This is a genomic window from Enterobacter sp. MALB-1 (assembly GCF_041021625.1).
GTDB classification, from domain to species: Bacteria; Pseudomonadota; Gammaproteobacteria; order Enterobacterales; family Enterobacteriaceae; genus Enterobacter; species Enterobacter oligotrophicus.
Genome location: NZ_JBDPJL010000001.1, coordinates 2,341,205 through 2,364,331 on the forward strand (window position 1 = coordinate 2,341,205; position 23,127 = coordinate 2,364,331).

Consider the following 23,127-nt stretch of genomic DNA (forward strand, 5'->3'; position numbering starts at 1 on the left):
AGCCTCAGATGCATTTGAAATAGTCGAAGGGCTCACGGCAGGTATTGCAGCGATAGAGCGCTTTGCAGGCCGTTGAACCAAATTCACTGATAAGCGAGGTATCAGTGCTGGCACAGCGCGGGCAGCTCACCTCTGCAGTTGCATGCGCGTGGCAGCTATGGCCCACGGGCGGGCTGATGCCATACTGGCGCAGACGTTCACGGGCATCGGCGGTCATCCAGTCGGTGGTCCACGCGGGGTCAAGCTGCAGCACGATATGCACCGGGGCAAAGCCATGCGCGGTCATCGTTTCACGAATGGCACCCAGCAGATGTTCCGTGGCCGGACAGCCTGAATAGGTTGGTGTGAAGCCGATAACCCAGCCCTCGCCCTGCGCTTTCACGCTGCGCACCATGCCCAGATCGGTAATGGTCAGCACGGGGACTTCCGGGTCCGGGATCTGGCTTAACAGCGACCAGATCTGCGGGATCTCCGCAGGGGCAATCTCAGCAAAACGTTGCATTGCGACCTCCGCACTTACCACTGCTGTCCTGGGTAGACGCGCTGGAGATATTGCATCTCTGCCAGCATCGGCCCCAGATGTTCGGTATGCAGCCCTTTCTTGCCACCCGTGCGATACGCCACTTCAGAAGGCACATTCAGGGTGGCGTCATTCAGACCGGCAAACACTTCGTTTTCCCACGGCTGGCGCAGGGTACGCGGGTCAACCGCCACGCCGGAGGCAATCAGTTCCAGCTCAACGTCATCGGCCTCGAACAGCTCGGCCGTAAAGCGCCACAGGTTGTCTACCGCCTGCTGCATTTTTAGCGAGGAGGCTTCGGTGCCGTCCCCCAGACGCACCAGCCAGCCGCGGCTAAAGCGCAGGTGATAGCGCGCCTCTTTAATCGCTTTTGCAGCGATGGCGGCAATCTGGCTGTCGCTGCTGTGGATCAGGCGCTCGTACAGCGCGACGTTCCAGGCATCCATGAAATACTGGCGGGCGATGGTGTCGGCGAAGCTGCCGTTTGGCTGCTCCACCAGCAGTAGATTGTGGAACTGCCGCTCATCGCGGCCAAAGGCCAGCGTGTCTTCGTCGCCCTTGCCTTCCTGTTCGGCGGCATAGGTCAGGAAATTGCGCGCCTGCCCCAGCACGTCGAGGCCGATATTGGCGAGCGCGAGATCAATTTCCAGCTCCGGCGCGTGGCCACACCAGGCCCCCAGACGCTGGGAGAGCACCAGACCGTTGTCGCCCAGACGCAGGGCATATGCAGATACTGTTTTCATCCCCAACCTCACATGTGCTCGATGCCATCAGGGATGGTGTAAAACGTCGGATGGCGATAAACCTTGCTTTCCGCCGGGTCGAAGAATTCACCGCTCTCTTCCGGTTGTGAAGCCACGATTTCGCTCGCCTTCACTACCCAGATGGAACAGCCTTCGCTGCGACGGGTGTAGGCGTCTCGCGCGTTCTCCAGCGCCATGCGATCGTCAGCAGCATGCAGGCTGCCCACATGACGATGGGACAAACCCTGTTTGGATCGCACAAAAACTTCATATAACGGCCAGTAGACATTGCTCATTGCTCTTTCCTCTTATGCGGCCTGACGGGCACGCTGTTTTTCTGCGTGAGCCAGGGCGGCTTCGCGTACCCACGCCCCGTCGTCCCAGGCTTTACGTTTCGCCGCCAGACGTTCGTGGTTACAGATGCCGCGCCCGTTAATCACTTCCTCAAATTCGTGCCAGTCGATTTCACCGAAGCGGTAGTGTCCGCTCTCTTCGTCGAAACGCAGATCCGCATCCGGCACGGTCATGCCGAGCATTTCCACCTGTGGGACGGTGTTATCCACAAAACGCTGACGAAGCTCATCGTTACCAAAGCGTTTGATTTTCCAGGCCAGGCTGCGAGCGCTGTTTGGCGAGTTGTCATCGTTTGGCCCGAACATCATCAGCGCGGGCCACCAGAAACGGTTGATGGCGTCCTGCAGCATCTGACGCTGGGATTCACTGCCCTGCGCCAGCGCCATACAGGCTTCAAAGCCCTGTCGCTGGTGGAAGCTCTCCTCTTTGCAGATTTTCACCATCGCGCGGGCATACGGGCCGTAGGAGGTGCGGCACAGCGCCACCTGGTTGACGATGGCCGCGCCGTCCACAAGCCAGCCAATCACCCCGATATCGGCCCAGCTCAGCGTCGGGTAATTGAAGATGGAGGAGTATTTCATCTTGCCGTCGAGCATCTTCTGGTAGATGTCTTCCCGTGCGCAGCCGAGCGTTTCTGCTGCGCTGTAGAGATACAGGCCGTGTCCGGCTTCGTCCTGCACTTTTGCCAGCAGGATCGCTTTACGCCTGAGCGTTGGCGCACGGGTGATCCAGTTTCCTTCCGGCAGCATGCCGACAATTTCGGAGTGTGCATGCTGACCGATCTGGCGGATCAGCGTTTTGCGGTAGGCATCCGGCATCCAGTCCTGAGGCTCAATGGCCGTCTCCTGCGCTATGCGCTGCTCAAAGCGTTGTTCTTGCATCACACCCTCACCCTTTATGATTCACTAAAACATTTAACATCGCGACAATACGAATCACTTTGTTTCGTAAAAGTTACACAATGGTTAAACATAACCCCAAGGAGTGTTTGTTTATTTTGTGATGTTGCTCGCAAGGCTTTTCGCAAATGCCTTGAATTCTGGAGTGTTGGCGGTTTCATCCCAACAAGCCAGATCACAATGTTAACAATTCATTAAAACTCAGCTTGATTTTTATGATTCATGATTAAACTATCTATAGTGAAATCACGTAACATCTGGAGATAAGCGATGCAGCAGTTAGCCAGCTTCTTGTCCGGTGCCTGGCAGTCTGGCCGGGGCCGCGAACGCAACATTCATCACGCCATTAGCGGCGAAGCCTTATGGACCGTGACCAGCGAAGGGCTGGATATGGCAGCCGCTCGCCGTTACGCCATTGAACACGGCGGTGAAGCACTTCGTGCAATGAGTTTTATTGAACGCGCCGCCATGCTGAAGGCGGTGGCGAAACATCTGCTCAGCCAGAAAGAACAGTTTTACGCACTGTCTGCCCAGACCGGGGCGACCAGGGCCGATAGCTGGGTGGATATCGAAGGCGGGATCGGTACGCTTTTCACCTACGCCAGCCTCGGCAGCCGTGAACTGCCGGACGACACGCTGTGGCCGGAAGACGAGCTGATCCCCCTGTCGAAAGAAGGCGGCTTTGCGGCACGCCACGTATTAACCTCAAAATCCGGCGTGGCGGTGCATATCAACGCCTTTAACTTCCCCTGCTGGGGCATGCTCGAAAAACTGGCACCGACCTGGCTTGCCGGGATGCCCGCCATTATCAAACCCGCGACCGCTACCGCGCAGGTGACACAAGCGATGGTGAAATCCATCGTGGAGAGCGGTCTGGTGCCGGACGGTGCCATCAGTCTGATCTGCGGCGGTGCGGGCGATCTGCTGAGCCATCTCGACAGCCAGGACGTGGTGACCTTCACCGGCTCCGCCGCCACCGGCCAGAGCCTGCGCATTCACCCGAATATTGTGGCGAACGCCATTCCCTTCACCATGGAGGCCGACTCCCTGAACTGCTGCGTGCTGGGTGAAGACGTTACGCCAGAGCAACCGGAATTTGCCCTGTTTATCCGCGAAGTGGTGCGCGAGATGACCGCCAAAGCCGGACAAAAATGTACCGCCATTCGCCGCATCATCGTTCCGCAAAGCCAGACGGAAGCCGTCAGCCAGGCGCTGATTGCGCGGCTGGAAAAGGTGGTAATGGGCGATCCGGCACAGGACGGTGTGAAGATGGGCGCGCTGGTCAACAGCGATCAGCGCGCCGACGTACAGGAAAAAGTGGACTCTCTGGTTGCCGCAGGCTGCCAGATCCGTCTGGGTGGCAAAGCGGATTTGCGGGCGGCCGGTGCATTCTTCCCGCCCACGCTGCTTTTCTGTCCACAGCCGGACGAAACGCCAGCCGTGCATGCCACCGAAGCCTTCGGCCCCGTCGCCACGCTGATGCCGTATCGCAACGCAGACCACGCGATGCAGCTTGCCCGCGCGGGCGGCGGTAGCCTGGCGGGAACACTGGTGACGGCTGATCCGGAGACTGCTCGTCAGTTTATTGCCGGGGCTGCGCGTTCACACGGACGTATTCAGATCCTCAACGAAGAATCGTCCAAAGAGTCGACCGGGCACGGTTCTCCTCTGCCGCAGCTGGTACACGGTGGTCCGGGACGTGCGGGCGGTGGTGAGGAGCTGGGCGGGCTGCGCGCTGTGAAGCACTACCTCCAGCGCACCGCCATTCAGGGCAGCCCGACAATGCTGGCCGCCATCGGCAAGCAGTGGGTACGGGGCGCAAAGGTGCAGGAAGATCGCGTTCATCCGTTCCGCAAATACTTCGAGGAGTTGCAGCCTGGCGACAGCCTGCTGACGCCGCGGCGAACCCTGACGGAAGCGGATATCGTTAATTTTGCCTGCCTGAGCGGAGACCATTTCTACGCTCACATGGACAAGATTGGTGCGGCTGAATCGATCTTTGGCGAGCGCGTGGTACACGGTTACTTCCTGATTTCCGCTGCCGCCGGGTTGTTTGTCGATGCGGGCGTAGGGCCTGTGATCGCCAACTACGGCATGGAAAACCTGCGCTTCATCGAGCCGGTTAAACCAGGCGACACCATTCAGGTACGCCTGACCTGTAAACGTAAAACGCTGAAGAAACAGCGCAGCGCTGACGAGAAACCGACCGGCGTAGTGGAGTGGTCCGTGGAGATCTTCAACCAGCATCACCAGGCGGTTGCGCTCTACTCCATTCTGACGCTGGTGGCACGCCAGCAGGGTGATCTCTAAAACATTCCTCTCTCATACGTTAACCGGGATGTGATCCACTCCCGGTCTTTTTTTAACCTGGCAAGACTGACAAACAACCTGGCAGATGCAGGCAAACGTTTTGCGTGGGCTCCTGTCAGGATAAGGCTGTCACAACACAATAAACACAACAAGATGAGGTCTGCGATGGGAAGCAATTCTTCTTTTTCTGCCCGTAGAACGGCACTGGCTATGGCCGTTGCGCTGTGTTGCGCCTGGCAATCCCCTGTTTTCGCCCACGGCGGCGAAGCGCATATGGTTCCGATGGACAAAACGCTGCAGGAATTTGGCGCGGACGTGCAGTGGGATGATTACGCTCAGATGTTCACCATCGCCAAAGACGGTGCCTTTGTGAAGGTCAAACCGGGCGCGAAAACCGCGATCGTCAACGGCAAGCCCCTGACGCTACAGGTGCCGGTGGTGATGAAAAACAAAAAAGCCTTTATCTCTGAGACCTTCATCAACGATGTTTTTCAGTCCGGTCTCGACCAGACATTTCAGGTGGAAAAACGCCCTCACCCGTTAAACGCACTGACGGCTGACGAAATTAAGCAGGCCGTAGAGATTGTAAAAGCCTCTGCGGATTTTAAACCGAATACCCGCTTTACCCAGATCGCCCTTGCCGAGCCGGAAAAAACCAAAGTCTGGGACTTCGTGCTGAACGGCACCGCTGTTGACGCTCCACGTCAGGCGAATATCACCATGCTGGATGGCAAACATGTAATTGAAAGCCTCGTGGATCTGAAAGAGAAAAAAATCCTGCGCCAGGAGCCCGTCAAAGACGCACATGGCATGGTGCTGCTGGATGATTTTACCGCCGTTCAGCAGATCATTAACGAGAGCACAGAGTTTGCCGACGTGCTGAAAAAACGCGGTATTACCGACACGAAGAAAGTGATCACCACGCCGCTGACCGTCGGCTACTTTGACGGCAAAGACGGTCTCAGGCAGGAAGATCGTCTGCTGAAAGTGGTGAGCTATCTGGATGTGGGCGACGGCAACTACTGGGCGCATCCGATTGAAAACCTGGTCGCCGTGGTTGATCTGGAGCAGAAAAAAATCCAGAAAATTGAAGAAGGTCCGGTGGTGCCGGTTCCGCTCACCCCGCGGCCTTATGATGGCCGCGATCGCGTAGAAACGGCGAAAAAACCGCTGGAGATCATCGAACCAGAAGGCAAGAACTACACGATCACCGGTGATATGGTGCACTGGCAGAACTGGGATTTCCACCTGAGCCTGGACTCCCGCGTCGGCCCGATGATTTCTACCGTAACCTACAACGACAACGGCAAAAAGCGGCAGATTATGTATCAGGGATCGCTTGGCGGGATGATCGTTCCCTACGGCGATCCGGATGTGGGCTGGTATTTCAAAGCCTATCTGGATTCCGGCGACTACGGCATGGGCACCCTGACCTCCCCGCTGGTACGCGGCAAAGATGTGCCGTCTAACGCCGTGCTGCTCAATGAAACCATCCCGGATTACACCGGCACGCCGATGGAAATCCCTCGCGCGATCGCTATCTTCGAGCGCTATGCCGGGCCGGAGTATAAGCACCAGGAGATGGGCCAGCCAAACGTCAGCACCGAACGTCGCGAACTGGTGGTGCGCTGGGTAAGCACCGTGGGTAATTACGACTATATCTTCGACTGGGTGTTCCACGAAAATGGCACCATTGGCATTGATGCCGGTGCAACCGGTATTGAAGCGGTAAAAGGCGTCATGGCAAAAACCATGCACGATGCCACCGCCAAAGATGACACCCGATACGGAACGCTGATCGACCATAATATTGTGGGCACCACGCACCAGCATATCTATAACTTCCGCCTGGATCTGGACGTGGATGGTATTAACAACAAACTGGTGGCGATGGACCCTGAAGTGAAGCCAAACACCGCGGGCGGCCCACGTACCAGTACCATGCAGGTCAATCAGTACGACATTGATACCGAGCAGCAGGCAGCGCAGAAATTTGACCCCGGCACGATTCGCCTGCTGAGCAACACCAGCAAAGAGAACCGCATGGGTAACCCGGTTTCGTATCAGATTATCCCGTATGCAGGGGGGACACATCCGGTCGCCACCGGCGCGAAATTCGCCCCGGACGAATGGATTTACCACCGTCTGAGCTTTATGGATAAGCAACTGTGGGTGACGCGTTATCACCAGAATGAGCTGTACCCGGAAGGGAAATTCCCGAACCGTTCGACGCATGACACGGGGCTGGGCCAGTACAGCAAGGATAACGAGTCGCTGAACGACCAGGACGACGTCGTCTGGATGACAACGGGAACAACCCACGTCGCCCGCGCCGAAGAGTGGCCTATCATGCCAACGGAGTGGGTTCATACCCTGCTCAAACCGTGGAACTTCTTTGACGAGACACCAACGCTCGGCAAGAAGAAAGACGAACAGAAATAAAACAGACCGGGCGCAATGCCCGGTTTTCATCGGCTGACTTGCTGTATACCGCATCCAGATTATAGTTATTTTACCTCGCGTATTCCCTTTGCATCTCTTGAAACATTTTCAGCCAGGACACCAGAGAAGTTCTTTGGCTACCACATTGTGACACCGTAACGCGTATTTACGGGCGGATCTTCCGCCCGTTTCAGGAAAACAATTTTTATGGAAAAACGACACACAACGGCACCAGAGCTGGCCACCTGGCCCACGCGCAAATCAATGGTACTGCACGGGCTGGTGATGAACCTCCCATGGCTGGCGTTTGTGAACGTCAGCTTTGCCCTCATGCTCTTGCTGCGCAATATGTTGTTCGGTGATATCGACACCCTTTTGCGTGTACGCCAGCAACTTATTCTGGTTGTCGATGCATCAATGCTGGGGATCATTGTGCTGTCCGTCGCCTTAATCATCATGATCTGGCGGCACATCCCTGGTATTAGCGTTGTTCTGTTCTTATGCAGCCTGATCTGGTCAGTCTGTTGCTATTGGTTTATTACCGAATTACAGCTTCCCCATGCGTGGCCGATGTTTATCACATTATTGATGGCGGGAATGACCGCACTCTATTTTTACCCGGCGGGACTGCTGTGTTTTATTTTTCCCCTCTGGCTCTCACTGCCAATCGCCAGCATGACGCTGAACCATGGGGTCAATATTCGGTTCGCTGGCGTCTGGGGTGTTTTTACCCTCATCCTTATCTGCGGCCGCTTTATACTCTTAAGCTGGTTTGAAGAGGCCTGGCGACGTAACCAGCAGAATCAGCTGTTGATTTCGCGCCTGGATGCGCTGGCCCATCAGGACCCGTTGACCAAAACCGCGAACCGCCGATCGATGGAACTGGTGCTGGAAAATGCCGTCGAGCAGAAAAAAAAGTTCTCACTGATTATGCTGGATGTCGATTACTTCAAACTCTACAACGACACATATGGCCATCAATCGGGAGACGAGTGTCTGACGCGCGTGGCGCAGGTGCTAAAAACGTCGGTGCGGACGCCTGATGATGTCGTTTCCCGCTACGGCGGCGAAGAGTTTGTGGTGATCCTCTTTGATTGTCCGGCGAAAATGGCCGAGCAGATTGCTGCACGTATTCAGGAAAGTCTACGCAAAGCGGCAGTGCCACATGTTGCCTCAAAGGTCAGCGATTATGTCACTGTCAGCATGGGAATTGCGGAAATGGCCGAAGGTCTGGCCGGTACAGAGATTATCGCCCGCGCCGATGCGGCGCTTTATCGGGCGAAAGAGGCCGGACGGGATCGCTGGTCACGATAAGCCTGCCGGGTCAACAAAGCGCGACCCGGCCAGATATCAGTAGCGAACACATACCGATTTGGTTTCACACCAGCCGTCCAGCCAGTCCGGGCCGAAGTCGCGCCCGGTGCCGGACTGCTTCATACCGCCGAATGGCAGGTTAGCGTCGATCAGCGTGTGGCTGTTCACCCACACCGTTCCGGCCTGCAGCCTGTCGGTGTACTCCAGCGCTTTGCTGATATTTTGCGTCCAGACGCTGGCCGTCAGCCCGTATTCGGTATCGTTCGCCAGTGCCAGCGCCTCTTCCCCGTCGGCCACGCGCACCAGGTTAACCACCGGGCCGAACACCTCTTCGCGGGTCAGTCGCAGACTGGCATTCGGGTTCACCACCAGCGTCGGCGAGACGTAATAACCGTTCCCTTCCGGCCCTTTATTACCGGTGATCAGCTCCGCATTGCGCGACGTCGCCTCATCAAGGAAAGTCTGCACTTTGTCGCAGTGGGCACGGGAAACCAGCGGGTTAATAAACGCCTGCGGCGACATGCCCGGCCCGACGCTCAGGGATTTCACTGCCTGTTCAAACCCGCTCACCAGCGTATCGAACAACGGCGCTTCAATATAGATACGGGAACTGGCCGCGCATACCTGCCCCTGATTGAGGAAACTTCCGGTCATCAGCCCTTCAATGACCCACGCGGGATCGGCATCTTTCAGCACGATCGCCGGGTTTTTACCTCCCAGCTCCAGCGTTACGCCCGTCAATGTATCCGCCGCCGTTCGTGCAATCTGCTTGCCCGTGGCGGTCGAACCGGTAAAGCTCACTTTGGCAATGCGCGGGTGCGAGGTCAGCGCCGCACCGCAGACGGCACCACTGCCGGTAACAACATTGAATACACCGTCCGGTACACCGGCTTCACTTGCCAGCTCCGCCACGCGCAACATGGTCAGCGGCGTGGTTTCAGACGGCTTAATCACAATGGAGCAGCCAGCCGCCAGCGCAGGCATGACTTTCCACATGCCGATCATCAGGGGGAAATTCCACGGCACAATTCCGGCCACCACGCCAACCGGCTCTTTTCGTGTCCACGCCTGGTAGCGCGCCCCCTGCGGCAGGGGAATCGAAAGATCGAGGGTTTTGCCCGCAATTTTGGTGGTTAGCCCGGCGGTATAACGCATCCAGTTCAGGGTACAGCCCACTTCAAAGGCGCGGGAAATGTTAATGGATTTCCCCTGCTCCAGCGTTTCAAGCTGCGCCAGTTCTTCGCTGTGCTGTTCCAGCAGATCGGCAAAACGCAGCAGGATGCGCTCACGCTCCGCCGGTAATTTTCCCGCCCAGCTTCGGGCCACAAAGGCGCGCCAGCCAGACATCACAGCGCGATCCACATCGTCCACGCTCGCATCCGCCGTCGATGCAATAACCTCGCCCGTGGCCGGGTTGTAGATATTCAGGCGCTTCTCGCTCTCTGACGCCACCTGGCGGCCTTCAATCCACAGGCCGTGGTGTCGGTCTAAAAACTGCTGTACGGCAGGCAGGACGGCTACCTGTGATTCAGACATCGGGAACTCCTTTGTTATTCTTCGCAGGGTGTTAATGCAGTCTACGAGGGCTTTCGCATTCCCGCTTTTGTCTGTGTGACATTCGCTTTGCCACCTGTGACAGGCTCCGCAATTCGTGATAATTCCCGCTTATTACGCTGTTACCAGTGAGTGTTCTTTCCTATAGTCAGCCTCATGGCTCTGACAAATTGCAACATAAATGCAACAATGCAAAAACATTGACGATGCATCGGGATAAACAATGGCGTGTGCAAGCGAACAGGAAAAATATCAACAGTGGCTGGCGCAAATAAACCAGGTGTGTGGACGCTTTGCGGCCCGTCCGCTGGAGGGTAAGTTTATTGGCGAACTGGAGACCAGCTACGCCCGAAGTCTGAAGTTAAGCACCGTGACCACCGCGGGCGTAAACCTGTTCCGTAGCCGCCATGAGATTAAAAACGGCAATGATGCCTGGTTCTATACCGTGTTCCAGCTGGAAGGAAGCGCGGAAATTGAACAGGACGACCGTCGCGCCATTCTTAAAACCGGTGACATTACCCTTCTCGACGCATCGCGCCCCTGCTCGATATCCTGGCACGACAAATCGCGCCAGATTTCACTTCTGCTGCCCCGCCAGATTGTTGAGCAACAATACCGTTTCCAGGAGGTGCACTGTGCGCTGCCCCTCCCACGCACATTACCTACCGTGCAACTGAGCCACCGACTGTTGCAGGAGAGTATGGGAAATCCTGATTTGAGCGATCTGGAGAGCGAAGCCGCGCTGGCAGCGATGGTCTGTCTGTTGCGTCCGGCGTTTGTGCAACGTGAGCCCGCGCAGCCGCCGCGCAAGGAGCGTCAGTTCCGCAACGTGCTTGCTCTGATTGATGACCATATCCAGTCTGAAGCATTGCGCCCGGAGTGGATTGCCGCGGAGAGCGGCATGTCGGTGCGCAGCTTATACCGTATGTTTGCCGATAAAGGTCTGGTGGTCGCCCAGTACATTAAGAATCGTCGTCTCGACCTGTGCGCTCAGGTACTGCGCACCGCCAGCGATGACGAAAAACTGGCGGGAATTGGTTTTAGCTGGGGCTTTTCTGACCACAGCCATTTTTCGACGGCCTTTAAGCAACGTTTTGGCGTCTCACCTGGCGAATATCGTAAGCGTTTTCGCTAACTATTTTTTCAGCCACTTACCGTTAATACCCTTCACGTATTCGCCCGGCTGTGCGCGGGCCACCAGCTTTTGCCCTGCCATTTTCGCCACTTCATCAACAGGCAGATTATTGCTGTCGGCCAGTTGCTGGTAGCTCTCCGTGCGTGCCGCGTTAATACGCTTCACCAGCGCCAGCGTTTCTGCATCCTGCTTAATCGGCGCGATATAGCCGCTCAGGGTTTCGCCAACACGCCCCTGCGCACGGGCGTCGTTCAGCGTGAGTGTTGCAGCCTGCACGTTCATCCCCAGCGCCAGTAGAATCAAAGCTAAAGCGAGTCGTTTCATGGCGTCCTCAGAACAGATCGCTGCGTGATTTCAGCAGGGCTTCAACGTCTTTATCGACCTTGATATGGATCTCGTGTTCGATTTTGACATTCATATTGATGGTTATCGGTTCTTTCGGCGCTGCGACTTCAATGCGCGGCGTACAGCCTGTCAGCAACCCGACAACGGCGACGGTGAGTACACCAGCCCTCTTTTTCATTGTTGTTCCTCACTTTCCTTGCCAGCCGAACTGCGGATACCGGGTATCGTCGCATGTTGCTCAAACCAGGTTTGCAGATTGTCCCCAAAGCGCAGGCTGCGCCAGAGCGTAAAAACATTCTCTTCGTGAGTGTAGTTAAGGTTCACGGAGCCGCTTTTACCTTCCACGCGGCTGGTTCCCTTAAGGGTCGACTGCATCGTTAATTCACCCAGATTATCCAGATTGATTTTCGTCCATGACCGGGAAATTTCCATATAGCGTAGCCAGTTAATCGCCGCCCCCGCCACCATATTATCATTCACAATGGCATCTGCCGTGTCTTTGTCGATACGCAGCGTCATTGGCCCTGGGTTGGTTAACCAGCCATCTTTGATGATCCATTTTTCATTGTCCAGCCAGAATGGCAGCGCCCCGCTCACCGGACCAGACAGAGTGAACTGCTTCGGATTGATGGCGCTGATAAGCTCGCTGGAGGAGATATTGTCTACGCGCAGTAGTGCCGGATCGTGCTGTGGCATACGCAATTGCTGCAGAGTGATCTTCCCGCCGAGCGTCTCGACCTTCACGTTGGAGAGCAACAGAGGATGGTTCTCTGACCATGGATAATCACCCTGCAAATCCGCCGTGATATTGCGCGCGGTTACCAGGTTTTGCACTTCACCAATGCGTAACGTCACGGGGCCACGCGTGCCCAGCGACCAGGTGCCCTCGCTAAAGCGGAACGGCAGAACAAAATCGACGCCGTTGATTTGGTTATCGGGCATCCACACACTGCCGGATTGCAGCACGCCGTGGCCACCCGCTTCAAAACCTTGTTCCGCCGCCGCTGAGAACGCCACCTGCGCGTACAGCGAACCTTCACGCAACGTCATTTTCCAGTCCGGTGGAAGCAAAGGCTGGAAAACGGTGAGAGACTGTTTCGGCCACCAGGCCTGCCCGCGCAGACGCTCGCCATCCCAGCGTCCATTCACCCGCACTGGCCCGATTTTATCGGCATGGAGATCGCCTTTGAACTGGAAGATCGTCGGGTCGGTGCCGTCAACGCGAAAAGTCAGTACCGATGGAGGTAGCACGCTTCCGCCGGAAAATGTCGTTTGCCCGGCATTGAGCGATAACGCGCCGCTAAATGTCGGGCTGTCAGGGTCGCGATACCAGCGCACCGGCGTGTCCAGCGCCAGGCGCGGTTTGCTGACCAGCATGGTGCCGTACTGGAGTTTATCGAAGCCGGTTGAGAGATCCGTCAACTCAATAACGTTATCACGCCACTCCCCTTTACCCGCCACATCCCAGCGCGCGTTCATTGGCGTGAAGTTCCCTTTCCCCCAATAGCGCCACTGCCACAGGCCGTTATCCGGTAAAAAATCGCTGGCCTGGCCGTCCAGATGAAGTTCAAAATCCCCCATCTCGTTTTCATGCGCCCGCAAAATGGCCTGCAGGCGGCCATCCACTCCCTTCTGCGTCAGCTTTACACCTGCCAGCGGCCAGCGTATTTCATCGATATCCAGCGAGTTAATAATGCGACCACGCGAGCGCAGCAGCGCCCCTGGCTCGAAAGTGAGCAGCGGATCGTTAAGGCTTCCCGTCAGCCTGGCCGGGAGTTTTGCATAGAGGATCAGATCGTTTTGTTTGGCTTCTCCGCTCAGATGCAGCGGCATGTTGCTGTTTTCCATGCTCAGCGTGCCGGGCCCGATATTCAGAACGGCGTTCCCTTTACCGGCATCGCCCTCGGTTAATACGTTCAGTCGTCCGGCGAAAGTGGCCTTCTCCAGCCCGTGTTGCCAGTTGTCGATCTTAAGGCCCAGGCGTCCACTCAGCGGCATCCCGGACTGTTGCCAGTTCCAGCGCCCATCACTGATAGTCAGTTGCTGCGCGGTGATTTGCCACGGCAGATCGAGCAGCGGATCGGGATTATCCCGCGCCATGACCACCAGTTGCCCCTGGCTGTTCTCCCAGTCCAGTTCGGCATCGACCAGCGAATCGATCTGTGGCACGTTAAAGGTTGCCAGCGCATGGCCTTTGACCGGCACACCGTCCGGCACGAGCGGCATTGTAAACTCACCCACCAGTTTCAGCGGCTGAGGTTGATTCGGAAGTTGCACATCAAACTGACTGATGGAGAGCATCTGACCGCGCAGTTGACCTTTGATGCTCACCTGCTCGCCTTTGTAGCTCAGCGACTGACTGGCAGGCGTCAACGAGGCTCGCAGTTCTCCCTGCCACTGCTGCCAGGGCGCAAGCGTCAGACGATGAATAGTCAGCCAGGTGTTGGGCAGAATGGCCTGCCACTGCGCCAGCGTTTTTGGCGCGACGGTTGACGGCGCAGATTGGGGCAATTGACTCAGGCACGCCGAGTTAAGCTCAAGCGCACCAATATCGAGATTCCAGCGGCTGGGATGCGATAAGGTGATATTGTCGATTCGGGCAATTTCGCAGTCTTCCACCAGATAACGGAGATCGGGGATCTGGAGGGAGTGACGCGTCAGACGGGGACTTTTTTCAAAGGCGATACGCGTTCCCACCGGCAGCCAGATCCCGGCAAGCGTGGGCACCCACTGGGCAAGCGTCATCAGCAGCGTCAGCGGCACGAGTATCAACAGCAGTAAGAGCGCAATCGCGGCTTTGTATTTACCCTTCATGGGCGGTTAATATCCTGATTTAGCGAGAAAAATAAGCCGACATTGCCGATCATTGTCGCATGTTTAGCCAGTCAGTTGAAGTGAACGCCATTTTTAAGGATAGATGCTCTACAATGATTCATAGAACTTATTGAATTCAATAATATTTTATAAATTGTAAGATTATTTTAATCATGCTAACGTGAATGCAAAATCACTGGAGAAAGTCTTATGAAACTCGCGGTATATAGCACAAAGCAGTACGATAAAAAGTATCTGCAACATGTTAACGAGGATTACGGATTCGATCTCGAATTTTTCGACTTTCTGCTGACCGAAAAAACCGCCAAAACGGCGCACGGCTGTGAAGGCGTCTGTATCTTTGTGAACGATGACGGTAGCCGCCCGGTGCTGGAAGAGTTGAAAAAACACGGGGTGAAGTATATTGCCCTGCGTTGTGCAGGTTTCAACAACGTGGATCTTGACGCAGCGAAAGAGCTGGGTCTGAAGGTCGTTCGTGTTCCGGCATACTCGCCTGAAGCGGTGGCCGAACACGCCATCGGTATGATGATGTCGTTGAATCGTCGTATTCACCGCGCTTATCAGCGTACCCGCGATGCCAACTTTTCTCTGGAAGGTCTGACCGGCTTTACCATGTACGGTAAAACTGCTGGCGTTATCGGTACGGGTAAAATCGGTGTGGCCGCCCTTCGCATTCTGAAAGGCTTTGGCATGCGTCTGCTGGCATTTGATCCCTACCCAAGCGCTGCTGCGCTGGATCTCGGCGTAGAGTATGTCGACCTGCCAACCTTGTTCTCCCAGTCAGACGTGATCTCCCTGCACTGCCCGCTAACGCCGGAAAACTATCATCTGCTCAACCAGACCGCATTTGACCAGATGAAAGATGGTGTGATGATCATCAATACCAGCCGTGGGGGGTTGATTGATTCTCAGGCCGCCATCGAAGCACTGAAAACGCAGAAAATTGGCGCACTGGGCATGGACGTGTATGAGAATGAACGCGATTTGTTCTTTGAAGATAAGTCTAATGACGTAATTCAGGATGACGTGTTCCGTCGTCTGTCCGCCTGTCATAATGTGCTGTTTACCGGTCATCAGGCCTTCCTGACCGCCGAAGCGCTGATCAGCATTTCCGAAACGACACTGGGGAATTTGCAGCAGCTGGAAAACGGTGAAGAGTGCCCTAACGCAATTGCGTAGGTAAACATAAACGGCAACCGAGGGTTGCCGTTTTGCAATATTATCTGCCATTGGTTATAACCACATATCTTGATCTGCTTTATTATCTGCGATCGATGTCAATACTGCTCCTGTTGTAAGCCCAACAAATAAGGGCAGAACGATAATAAATATAAAAAGCCATACTGACATATGCTCTACAACCTGTGGAGCAAATGCTGCTAACCCAATTAAAATAGTCACCATAGTGCAAACTCCAAACATTCCCCCTGCTTCCCACGGGCTACGATAGTTGGTATTAATTTTTGTTATTAATGCCTTAGGGATTTTTGAGGATAAGGCAACCAGTGATAGTTTATTATCTGTTGACGCCGCAATGAATTGCGGCCCCTGAGCATATTTTACGCCATCTGCCGCCAGAGCCAGCGCAAACCACCGATAACCTTCCGTTGACGAACCGAATGATCCTTCCAGTTCCAGCCTGTTTGCTGCCATTTTCCAGTCGTCTAATATCTTCAACAGCGGATATTTTTGCGATTTAGTTAAACCGGTATACCATAACGTCTTTGGTTCCTTCACCTGCTCGGTTTTAAGGTAAACAGGTATCGTTTCTTCCGGATCGGTTATGTCAGTTATCGGACGAAAAATATATATCGTCTTTTCGCCTTCTACTTTCCCATAACTGTTTGTCAATAATAATGCCGTTGCATTCTCCATCGATTTTGACGGTTTATCTTCCTCATGCATATCAATGATGATGAGCAGGCGTTTGATTACATAATCATTCCTCATCCATTCATTTAATAATGTGTAGCCGGGACACTCAGCCAGATAAGAGATTTCCGTTGCCGGGATATTGAGCTTTTCTAAGGAATATTTTAATTCTTCACTACAGCTTTCATTCCCGCCGCGGACCCAGAGACAGGCCTTGAAGCCATTACAGGATGCTTTTAACTTATCCACCAGTGGCGTTACCCCCTCTTTTTTAACAAGCATATTCGCCAGCATAGTAATGATTGTCCCCTGGCTATGGGCAACTATATTAATTACATCATCTTTGGTTACGGGCTCACGTCTAATCTGGAGTATTAAATCAGCAAGCCGTTGCGCCGCAAAAAACTGGTATATCCGGTGCGGGTTGGAATACATCGCATGGGTGTAATCCCCGTCTGAGGGATTACGAGACATTTTCGCTACCAAATCATAACTTAACCCAGCGGAACCAGGGCCTAACATATCCGGGATGCAGGTTGTCGCATTGGCGAACACACCACCGCCTTTGGCATAGTTCTCATCAAGTGCGTTAGCAAAGTTATCATTTTGAAATTTAAATGGTCCTTTACCATCATTACCCGCGGCGGCTTTTTTCTCAGGGTCAAACTCCTGATAAGCGTCATAAGGCAGCCTGGCATCTCCGGAAAGTTTACCCACTTCATCACGGTAGCGTTGCTGGTCTGTTTTCCAGTCTGCATATGTGACGGGTTTATATCCCCAATAAAAAGGAATAACGGGGCTTCTGCCCGGCTTACAGATTTTTGCACAATTTTCGCCAGCGTCCGAAATCTGAAAATGATTCCATCCATGAGGATACATATCATCGCGATTCAGCCGCTTCGATAATCCGGCAATAATACCTTTTTCCTGATTCTGATAGGCTTCACCTACATCATTCACACCATGAATAAGGATGACGATCCCAGGCATAGGACGAGGGATACTCACGACGGTGGTACAGGCTGCAAGTCCGGCACCTTTATGTGCCGGAATATCCCCCTGAGAAACAACACGAGGCCGATAAGGGCTTTTATTCTGTTCCGTCATTCAACTAACTCCATGATGTAGGTATCTAAGTCTGTGGCATCAAGTAGCGGCGAATTGCCGTTACTGTCAGTCATACCTTCCGTGACCTGGCCGGAGGAACTTGTCAGTTTAAATTTTTGATTCGCAATGGGTTGCCCGTCCGTCTGCAGTTGATAGCGTTTCTGGAAAGTCCCCTCTTTAAATGCCGGCGCTTGCACCTGAACGCTTTCAGGGCCATCGTATTTAAAGCCAGGGGCTTTTATTTCTACGCCTGTCGGCGAAAATATTTCTACAAGCCCATTGGGATTAATACGAATCCCGCCACCGCCACAGCTAAGTTGAATCCCTTTTTTCGCGCTGCCGTTCATCCGCCCTTCTGAACTCATCAGCGTGAAATCCTGCTGTGAAAACAGATGTACTGCGCCGCGTTGTGCCTGAGTAGTGATATCGCCTTTGCTGGCAATCAACTGAATGCCGAGTTTGCGCACAAATAAAGAGAATTTTTCGCCTGCGGCAACCGACAGTTTTTTGACAATATTCACACTGCCGTTATTCCCCGCCGTGGCAACCAAATCGTTACCCGCTGAAAGCTGCAGAGTTTGTGGAGTTACGTGCGCTTGCCCCTGGTCGGCATAGCTCAGAAGCCCCGCCCCCGTCAGCTTATCAAGCATGGCCTTTAGTTCATGTTGTGACGCCGTCTCCGTCTCACTGGCTCCGGCCGCGGCGGCGCATTGTTGAAGCGTATTTGCGATGCTTAACGCTTTCTCAAGCTGCGCTATGGCAGCGGCCATATCCAGTTGCTTGCCCTGCGCGCGAGGCTGAGGCTCTGTTGTGATTAACACGCCTTTACCGCCACGTAGCGCTATGCGGTCATCAGTACGCCCCTCAATACCTTCTCCGCGCGGTTTCCCTTGCGCATCGACGAGATTGCCTACGCTTAACTGGCTTTTCCCGTGCTCTGTGGAAATCTTGATATGTTCCTGTCCCCGCTTGTCTTCAAGCCGGATTTTATTCAGGCCAGCAGTGCGAATAACGTTGCGGGTGTTGTTACTGTTTGTCACCAGGTCCGGCGCTCTGCCATTATGCAAAACATGCGCGATAAACGGCCTGTCCGGATCGCCTCCCTCAAACGAAACAGCCACTTCGGTGCCATTGAGTAGCGGGAAATGAAAACCGTAAGTCTCGCCCCCATAAGGACGGCCTAACCGTATCAATGCGCTTTCAAACCCTTCACGTTTTTCAGCTAAATCAAAATCAAACTTCACCCGGTAGCGGCCCTGAGCGTCTATCCCTGCATAGGTTTTATTGCTGCCCAGGGAGGCTATGCGTGCAGGTACGGTTCCGGTAATCACAGGGCGGGAAGAATAAGCTGGACGATAGCTATAACCGTCAACGTAGGGTATGCCGTTGATGACACTCTGATAATGTTCTGAGCGACTGCCTGTAATTGTCAGCCTTGTCACCACCAGGCCCCGTGTGAACGATTGAGGTACAGGGCCGCCAGGCGTAAACACAGTGCCTGGAATTAGAACAGGATCGCTGGTGGTTGCGCTCAGGAGGCACTGCTCGTTAAGGAGTCGCTCATGCCGGACGCGTGCGTAGAATGCGGCGGTTTCTGTTTCATCGCCAAACAAATCACCTTCTTCCCTGAAGGGATCTGCATAGTGGTATTCCTGTCCGCAAGTAATTCCCTCTGGTATGTCATGAGAGGCTATTGCTTTATTTTTTTGCGGTGAAAAGGGAATTCGGTAGTTATAGCTTCGGACCAATGCGCTTCCGGAAACCAGAGTATGTTTTTCTTCCAGGTCGGTAATATATTCGTTGTAGCTAGTCATCCCTGAACGGCGTACATAAGGAATAGCCCGGTCACAAAACACATACTGGCCGGAGGAATCACCAAAAAGGACGACAACTTCGCTTTGCACTTTTTCGTGGTTTTCAAAACGGAAAAAGATCCCTACTTCGGCCAGTAAACGTTGAATAAACTGGAGATCCGTCTCTTTCCATTGGATCACCATTTCGCGCCGAGGGTAATGGTGGCTGAGCTTATCAAAATCGATGTTAAACCCTTCAAAGTAGCCACTGTCTGTCATTAATTTTTTAACCAGTTCCGGTACAGACAAATTCATATAAACAGCGGAGCGATAATTCCTGTTCAGTAACGAAAGTTCGTGTTCCAGAACACATTCATAAAACGCTTCATCAGCCGATGATTTGATACGCGCCAACGAGGTGATAGTACCATTTACCCGTCTGACAGGAAGCCAGGGGGTTTGTCCATGCCAGGCGGCTTTAGGGTTAGGCTCGCGAATATGAAATTCTGCACAATGATTGAGTATTCTTTCTACCGGGATATTTGATTCTTTAGAGGTGAAACGTATCGTGTAACGATAAGGGGTACTAAGCGCTTCCGTTGCTATAAAGGAATGGACATCGGCTATCACATCCTTACTATAAAAAAAAAGGAGATACCTGTTTAATGTGTCCTGCTGTTGTAGGGGAAATTGCTCTTTCATAGGAACATCCGTTTAAGTAAGCCGCAAAAATTATACGACCACTTTCCCCGGAGAGAAATACGTTTTCATCTACTATTAATTCAATACATTTATCAAAAGAATAAACTCACCCCCAACAATAAAAATTAAATATATTAATTACAGGGGGGCTTTTTATATTATATCTAACTCTTTCCGCTTTTTTAATTCAGACGCCCCTCTCCTTGTGGGAGAGAGGCAAAGTGAAAGCGATAACTCGTTAACTTAACCCACGATTCTTCAACATCGGCTCCAGCTTCGGATCGTGCCCGCGCCAGTCGCGGTATAGTGCTTCCAGGTCGCTGCTGTTCCCGCGTGACAAAATCGCCTCGCGGAACGTTTGCCCGTTTTCTCGCGTCAGGCCGCCCTGCTCAACAAACCACTGATAGCCATCGTCCGCGAGCATTTGCGTCCAAAGGTACGCGTAGTACCCTGCTGCATAGCCGCCACCAAAAATATGGGCGAAATAGCTGCTGCGATAGCGAGGCGGTACGGCGGGGAGATCCAGCCCCTCTTTTTTCAGTGCATGCGTTTCAAAAGCCTCAACATCCTCCACTGGCTCGCTGATCTCGTGCCAGTTCATATCCAGCAGCGCGGCGCTCAGCAGCTCCGTCATGTCGTAGCCTTTGTTGAACTGGGTCGCGCTAAGCATTTTATCCCGTAGCGTGTCCGGCATTGGTTCGTTGGTTTCATAGTGACGCGCATAATGCGCAAATACCTGCGGATGGCTGGCCCAGTGCTCGTTAATTTGCGACGGAAACTCTACAAAATCGCGCGGCGTGTTAGTACCAGAGAGCGTGGCGTACCGCTGGGTTGCAAACAGGCCGTGCAGCGTATGTCCGAATTCATGGAACAAGGTGATGACGTCATCCCAGGAGAGGAGCGCTGTCTGCCCCTGCGCCGGCTTTTGGTAATTACATACGTTGTATATGACCGGACGAGCGGAAAATTCGTATGACTGCTCAACGAAATTTCCCATCCACGCACCGCCGCTTTTGGAGTCGCGGGCGAAGAAATCACCGTAGAACAGCGCCATTCCTTCGCCGGTGTGGTCAAAGATTTCCCATACGCGAACGTCCGGGTGATAGACAGGAATGTCAAAACGCTCCACGAAACTGATCCCAAACAACTGGTTCGCGGCCCAGAATACGCCGTCATGCAGCACGGTATTGAGCGCAAAGTACGGTTTTATTTGCGACTCATCCAGCGCATATTGCCCCAGACGCACGCGCTCAGCATAAAACGCCCAGTCCCATGCCTGAACCGTAAATCCGCCCTGCTCATCGTCAATCACTTTCTGAATGTCGGCCTGCTCACGCTCTGCGCGCGAGCGCGCCGCAGGAACAATACCCCGCATAAACGCCAGCGCCGCGGCTGGCGTTTTCGCCATCTGATCGGCAATGCTCCAGCTGGCATAGTTTTCGAAGCCGAGCAGTTGCGCCTGACGCGCGCGTAATGCCGTGAGACGGCGGATCAACGCACGGGTATCATTTTCATCACCCTTCTGCGTACGTACCCAGCCCGCGTTGAATAAATTTTCGCGGGTCTGACGATCGCGAAGTGCAGAGAGCGCGGGCTGCTGCGTGGTATTAAGCAAGGGGATCAGCCACCGATCGTTCAGCCCTTTTTCTGCCGCGGCCTGCGCCGCCGTTGCAATCTCATCGGCGCTGAGTCCATCAAGCTGGTGAACATAATCCACAACCAGCCCGCCCGCTTTATTTGCCGCCAGAAGTCGCTGGTTAAACTGGCTCGTCAGGGAGGCCGACTCGGTATTTAACGCCTTCAGCTCCGCTTTTTCTGCATCATTCAGACGAGCCCCCGCCAGAACAAAGTGCTGATACGTCTCTTCTGCCAGACGGCGGGACTCGGCATCCAGCGCCGCGCGCTCCCGCCAGACAGCCTCCACGCGGGAGAAAAGCAACTCGTTAAGCCAGATGTCGTTCGCGAGCGCTGCCAGTTCCGTCGAGAACTGTTCATCCAGCGCTTGTAAAACATCATTGGTATGCGCGGAAGTCATCGCGAAGAACACGCTGCTGACGCGGGACAGCATGGCCCCGCTTTTTTCCAGCGCCAGCACGGTGTTGTTAAAGTCCGGTTCTGTCGTTTGCGCGACGATAGCGTCGATTTCCGCGCGTTTCTGGCGCATGGCTTCGTCAAATGCCGGGCGATAGTGGCTATCGGTAATCTCGTCGAAACGAGGAGCCTGATAAGGTAACGGGCTGATTTCAAAGAAAGGATTGTTGACCGACATCGTTTACTCCTGAGAACGGTATATCTCCCCAGAGTAGGCCAGGCCGCCGCGCCCTGCAATGCCGTCATACAAATGTTGCCTTAACGGGGTACCTGAGAGCGTGCTATGGTAGTAGAACACAAAAAGCGTTGAGGAACAGTGAGATGATTATTTTAGTTACCGGGGCGACAGCAGGGTTTGGTGAATGCATCACGCGCCGCTTCGTCGCCAACGGTCATAAAGTGATTGCGACAGGCCGTCGTCAGGAACGTCTGCAGGAGCTGAAAGATGAGCTGGGTGACAGCATTTTGACCGCACAACTGGACGTGCGTAACCGTGCCGCCATTGAAGAGATGATAGCGAACCTGCCTGCCGAATGGCGTGACATCGACGTGCTGGTGAACAATGCCGGTCTGGCGTTGGGTATGGAACCTGCCCATAAAGCCAGCGTGGAAGACTGGGAAAATATGATCGACACCAACAATAAAGGGCTGGTGTATATGACCCGCGCCGTGTTGCCTGGCATGGTTGAACGCAATCGCGGCCATATCATCAACATCGGTTCAACCGCGGGCAGTTGGCCTTACGCGGGGGGGAACGTCTATGGCGCGACCAAAGCGTTTGTACGCCAGTTCAGCCTGAATCTGCGCACCGACCTGCACGGCACTGCGATTCGCGTGACCGATATCGAGCCTGGTCTGGTTGGTGGTACGGAGTTCTCTAACGTGCGTTTCAAAGGGGATGACGCGAAAGCGGATAAAACCTACGAAAATGCCAATGCGCTGACGCCGGAAGATGTTACCGAGACCGTCTGGTGGGTCGCAACCTTGCCAAAACACGTTAATATCAACACCGTTGAAATGATGCCTGTCAGCCAGAGTTTTGCCGGACTTAGCGTCCATCGTGGTTAATTTACCCTTCCCGGCCTGCGGGCCGGGGATGTGATGACAGACA

The 23,127-nt window shown here is 54.1% G+C and carries 17 protein-coding genes; 6 read left to right on the forward strand and 11 right to left on the reverse strand.

The features are described from left to right. Positions 1-4 precede the first annotated feature (4 nt). Genes paaD through paaA form a run of 4 tightly spaced genes read right to left on the reverse strand, consistent with a single transcriptional unit; the run spans position 5 to position 2,501 of the window. Positions 5-502, reverse strand: coding sequence for a 1,2-phenylacetyl-CoA epoxidase subunit PaaD (gene paaD, locus ABGB15_RS11165; RefSeq protein ID WP_215722002.1), 498 nt, complete (start codon positions 500-502; stop codon positions 5-7). Positions 503-516: 14 nt separating this feature from the next. Next, entirely contained in the window at positions 517-1,263 is a 747-nt protein-coding gene (paaC, locus tag ABGB15_RS11170) for a 1,2-phenylacetyl-CoA epoxidase subunit PaaC (protein ID WP_215722001.1), read from the reverse strand. A gap of 8 nt (positions 1,264-1,271) precedes the next feature. Next, positions 1,272-1,559 (reverse strand): 1,2-phenylacetyl-CoA epoxidase subunit PaaB, encoded by a 288-nt coding sequence (gene paaB / locus ABGB15_RS11175; RefSeq protein WP_003857353.1) that lies wholly within the window; start codon positions 1,557-1,559, stop codon positions 1,272-1,274. A 12-nt stretch (positions 1,560-1,571) separates the two neighbouring features. Then, positions 1,572-2,501: a 1,2-phenylacetyl-CoA epoxidase subunit PaaA gene (gene paaA, locus ABGB15_RS11180; RefSeq protein WP_152081024.1), complete on the reverse strand. Its 930-nt coding sequence runs from the start codon at positions 2,499-2,501 to the stop codon at positions 1,572-1,574. Positions 2,502-2,786: 285 nt separating this feature from the next. Here paaA and paaZ point away from each other — a divergent pair, with 285 nt between their 5' ends. From paaZ to ABGB15_RS11195, 3 genes are all read left to right on the forward strand, one after another. Then, entirely contained in the window at positions 2,787-4,826 is a 2,040-nt protein-coding gene (gene paaZ / locus ABGB15_RS11185; RefSeq protein WP_215722000.1) for a phenylacetic acid degradation bifunctional protein PaaZ, read from the forward strand. A 165-nt stretch (positions 4,827-4,991) separates the two neighbouring features. Beyond that, a complete protein-coding gene (gene tynA / locus ABGB15_RS11190; RefSeq protein ID WP_152081021.1) occupies positions 4,992-7,268 on the forward strand; it encodes a primary-amine oxidase in 2,277 nt (758 codons plus the stop codon). Between the two features lie 207 nt (positions 7,269-7,475). After that, positions 7,476-8,582, forward strand: a complete 1,107-nt coding sequence (locus ABGB15_RS11195; RefSeq protein WP_215721999.1) for a GGDEF domain-containing protein — start codon at positions 7,476-7,478, stop codon at positions 8,580-8,582. A 36-nt stretch (positions 8,583-8,618) separates the two neighbouring features. Here the strand turns inward: ABGB15_RS11195 and ABGB15_RS11200 are convergent, their stop codons facing one another. Then, complete coding sequence (locus ABGB15_RS11200; RefSeq protein WP_215721998.1) at positions 8,619-10,118, reverse strand: aldehyde dehydrogenase family protein; 1,500 nt, start codon at positions 10,116-10,118, stop codon at positions 8,619-8,621. Between the two features lie 241 nt (positions 10,119-10,359). Between ABGB15_RS11200 and feaR the strand changes: the two genes are divergently transcribed. Continuing rightward, entirely contained in the window at positions 10,360-11,271 is a 912-nt protein-coding gene (gene feaR, locus ABGB15_RS11205; RefSeq protein ID WP_152081018.1) for a transcriptional regulator FeaR, read from the forward strand. Here feaR and ABGB15_RS11210 read toward each other — a convergent pair whose 3' ends face one another. The 3 genes from ABGB15_RS11210 to ABGB15_RS11220 are packed head-to-tail and all read right to left on the reverse strand — an operon-like array spanning position 11,272 to position 14,430. Further along, a complete protein-coding gene (locus ABGB15_RS11210; RefSeq protein ID WP_152081017.1) occupies positions 11,272-11,595 on the reverse strand; it encodes a YdbL family protein in 324 nt (107 codons plus the stop codon). Between the two features lie 7 nt (positions 11,596-11,602). After that, on the reverse strand, positions 11,603-11,794 hold the full coding sequence (locus ABGB15_RS11215; RefSeq protein ID WP_152081016.1) for a YnbE family lipoprotein: 192 nt from the start codon (positions 11,792-11,794) through the stop codon (positions 11,603-11,605). After that, positions 11,791-14,430 (reverse strand): YdbH family protein, encoded by a 2,640-nt coding sequence (locus ABGB15_RS11220; RefSeq protein ID WP_215721997.1) that lies wholly within the window; start codon positions 14,428-14,430, stop codon positions 11,791-11,793. The genes ABGB15_RS11215 and ABGB15_RS11220 overlap by 4 nt, the downstream gene beginning before the upstream one ends. A gap of 210 nt (positions 14,431-14,640) precedes the next feature. Here ABGB15_RS11220 and ABGB15_RS11225 point away from each other — a divergent pair, with 210 nt between their 5' ends. Further along, positions 14,641-15,630 (forward strand): 2-hydroxyacid dehydrogenase, encoded by a 990-nt coding sequence (locus tag ABGB15_RS11225; protein ID WP_215721996.1) that lies wholly within the window; start codon positions 14,641-14,643, stop codon positions 15,628-15,630. 54 nt (positions 15,631-15,684) lie between these two features. Here the strand turns inward: ABGB15_RS11225 and ABGB15_RS11230 are convergent, their stop codons facing one another. The 3 genes from ABGB15_RS11230 to dcp form a co-directional block, all read right to left on the reverse strand. Next, complete coding sequence (locus ABGB15_RS11230) at positions 15,685-17,430, reverse strand: hypothetical protein (RefSeq protein ID WP_369064178.1); 1,746 nt, start codon at positions 17,428-17,430, stop codon at positions 15,685-15,687. Further along, positions 17,427-19,925 carry a type VI secretion system Vgr family protein gene (locus tag ABGB15_RS11235; protein WP_369064179.1) on the reverse strand — a complete coding sequence of 833 codons (2,499 nt, stop codon included), beginning with the start codon at positions 19,923-19,925 and terminating at the stop codon, positions 17,427-17,429. Before ABGB15_RS11235 ends, ABGB15_RS11230 begins: the two co-directional genes overlap by 4 nt. Before the next feature lie 238 nt (positions 19,926-20,163). Further along, the gene (dcp, locus tag ABGB15_RS11240) at positions 20,164-22,194 is read right to left on the reverse strand and encodes a peptidyl-dipeptidase Dcp (protein ID WP_215721988.1); all 2,031 of its coding nucleotides are present in this window, start codon (positions 22,192-22,194) and stop codon (positions 20,164-20,166) included. A 143-nt stretch (positions 22,195-22,337) separates the two neighbouring features. Here dcp and ydfG point away from each other — a divergent pair, with 143 nt between their 5' ends. Next, positions 22,338-23,084, forward strand: a complete 747-nt coding sequence (gene ydfG / locus ABGB15_RS11245) for a bifunctional NADP-dependent 3-hydroxy acid dehydrogenase/3-hydroxypropionate dehydrogenase YdfG (RefSeq protein WP_152081006.1) — start codon at positions 22,338-22,340, stop codon at positions 23,082-23,084. The last annotated feature ends 43 nt before the right edge of the window (positions 23,085-23,127 follow it).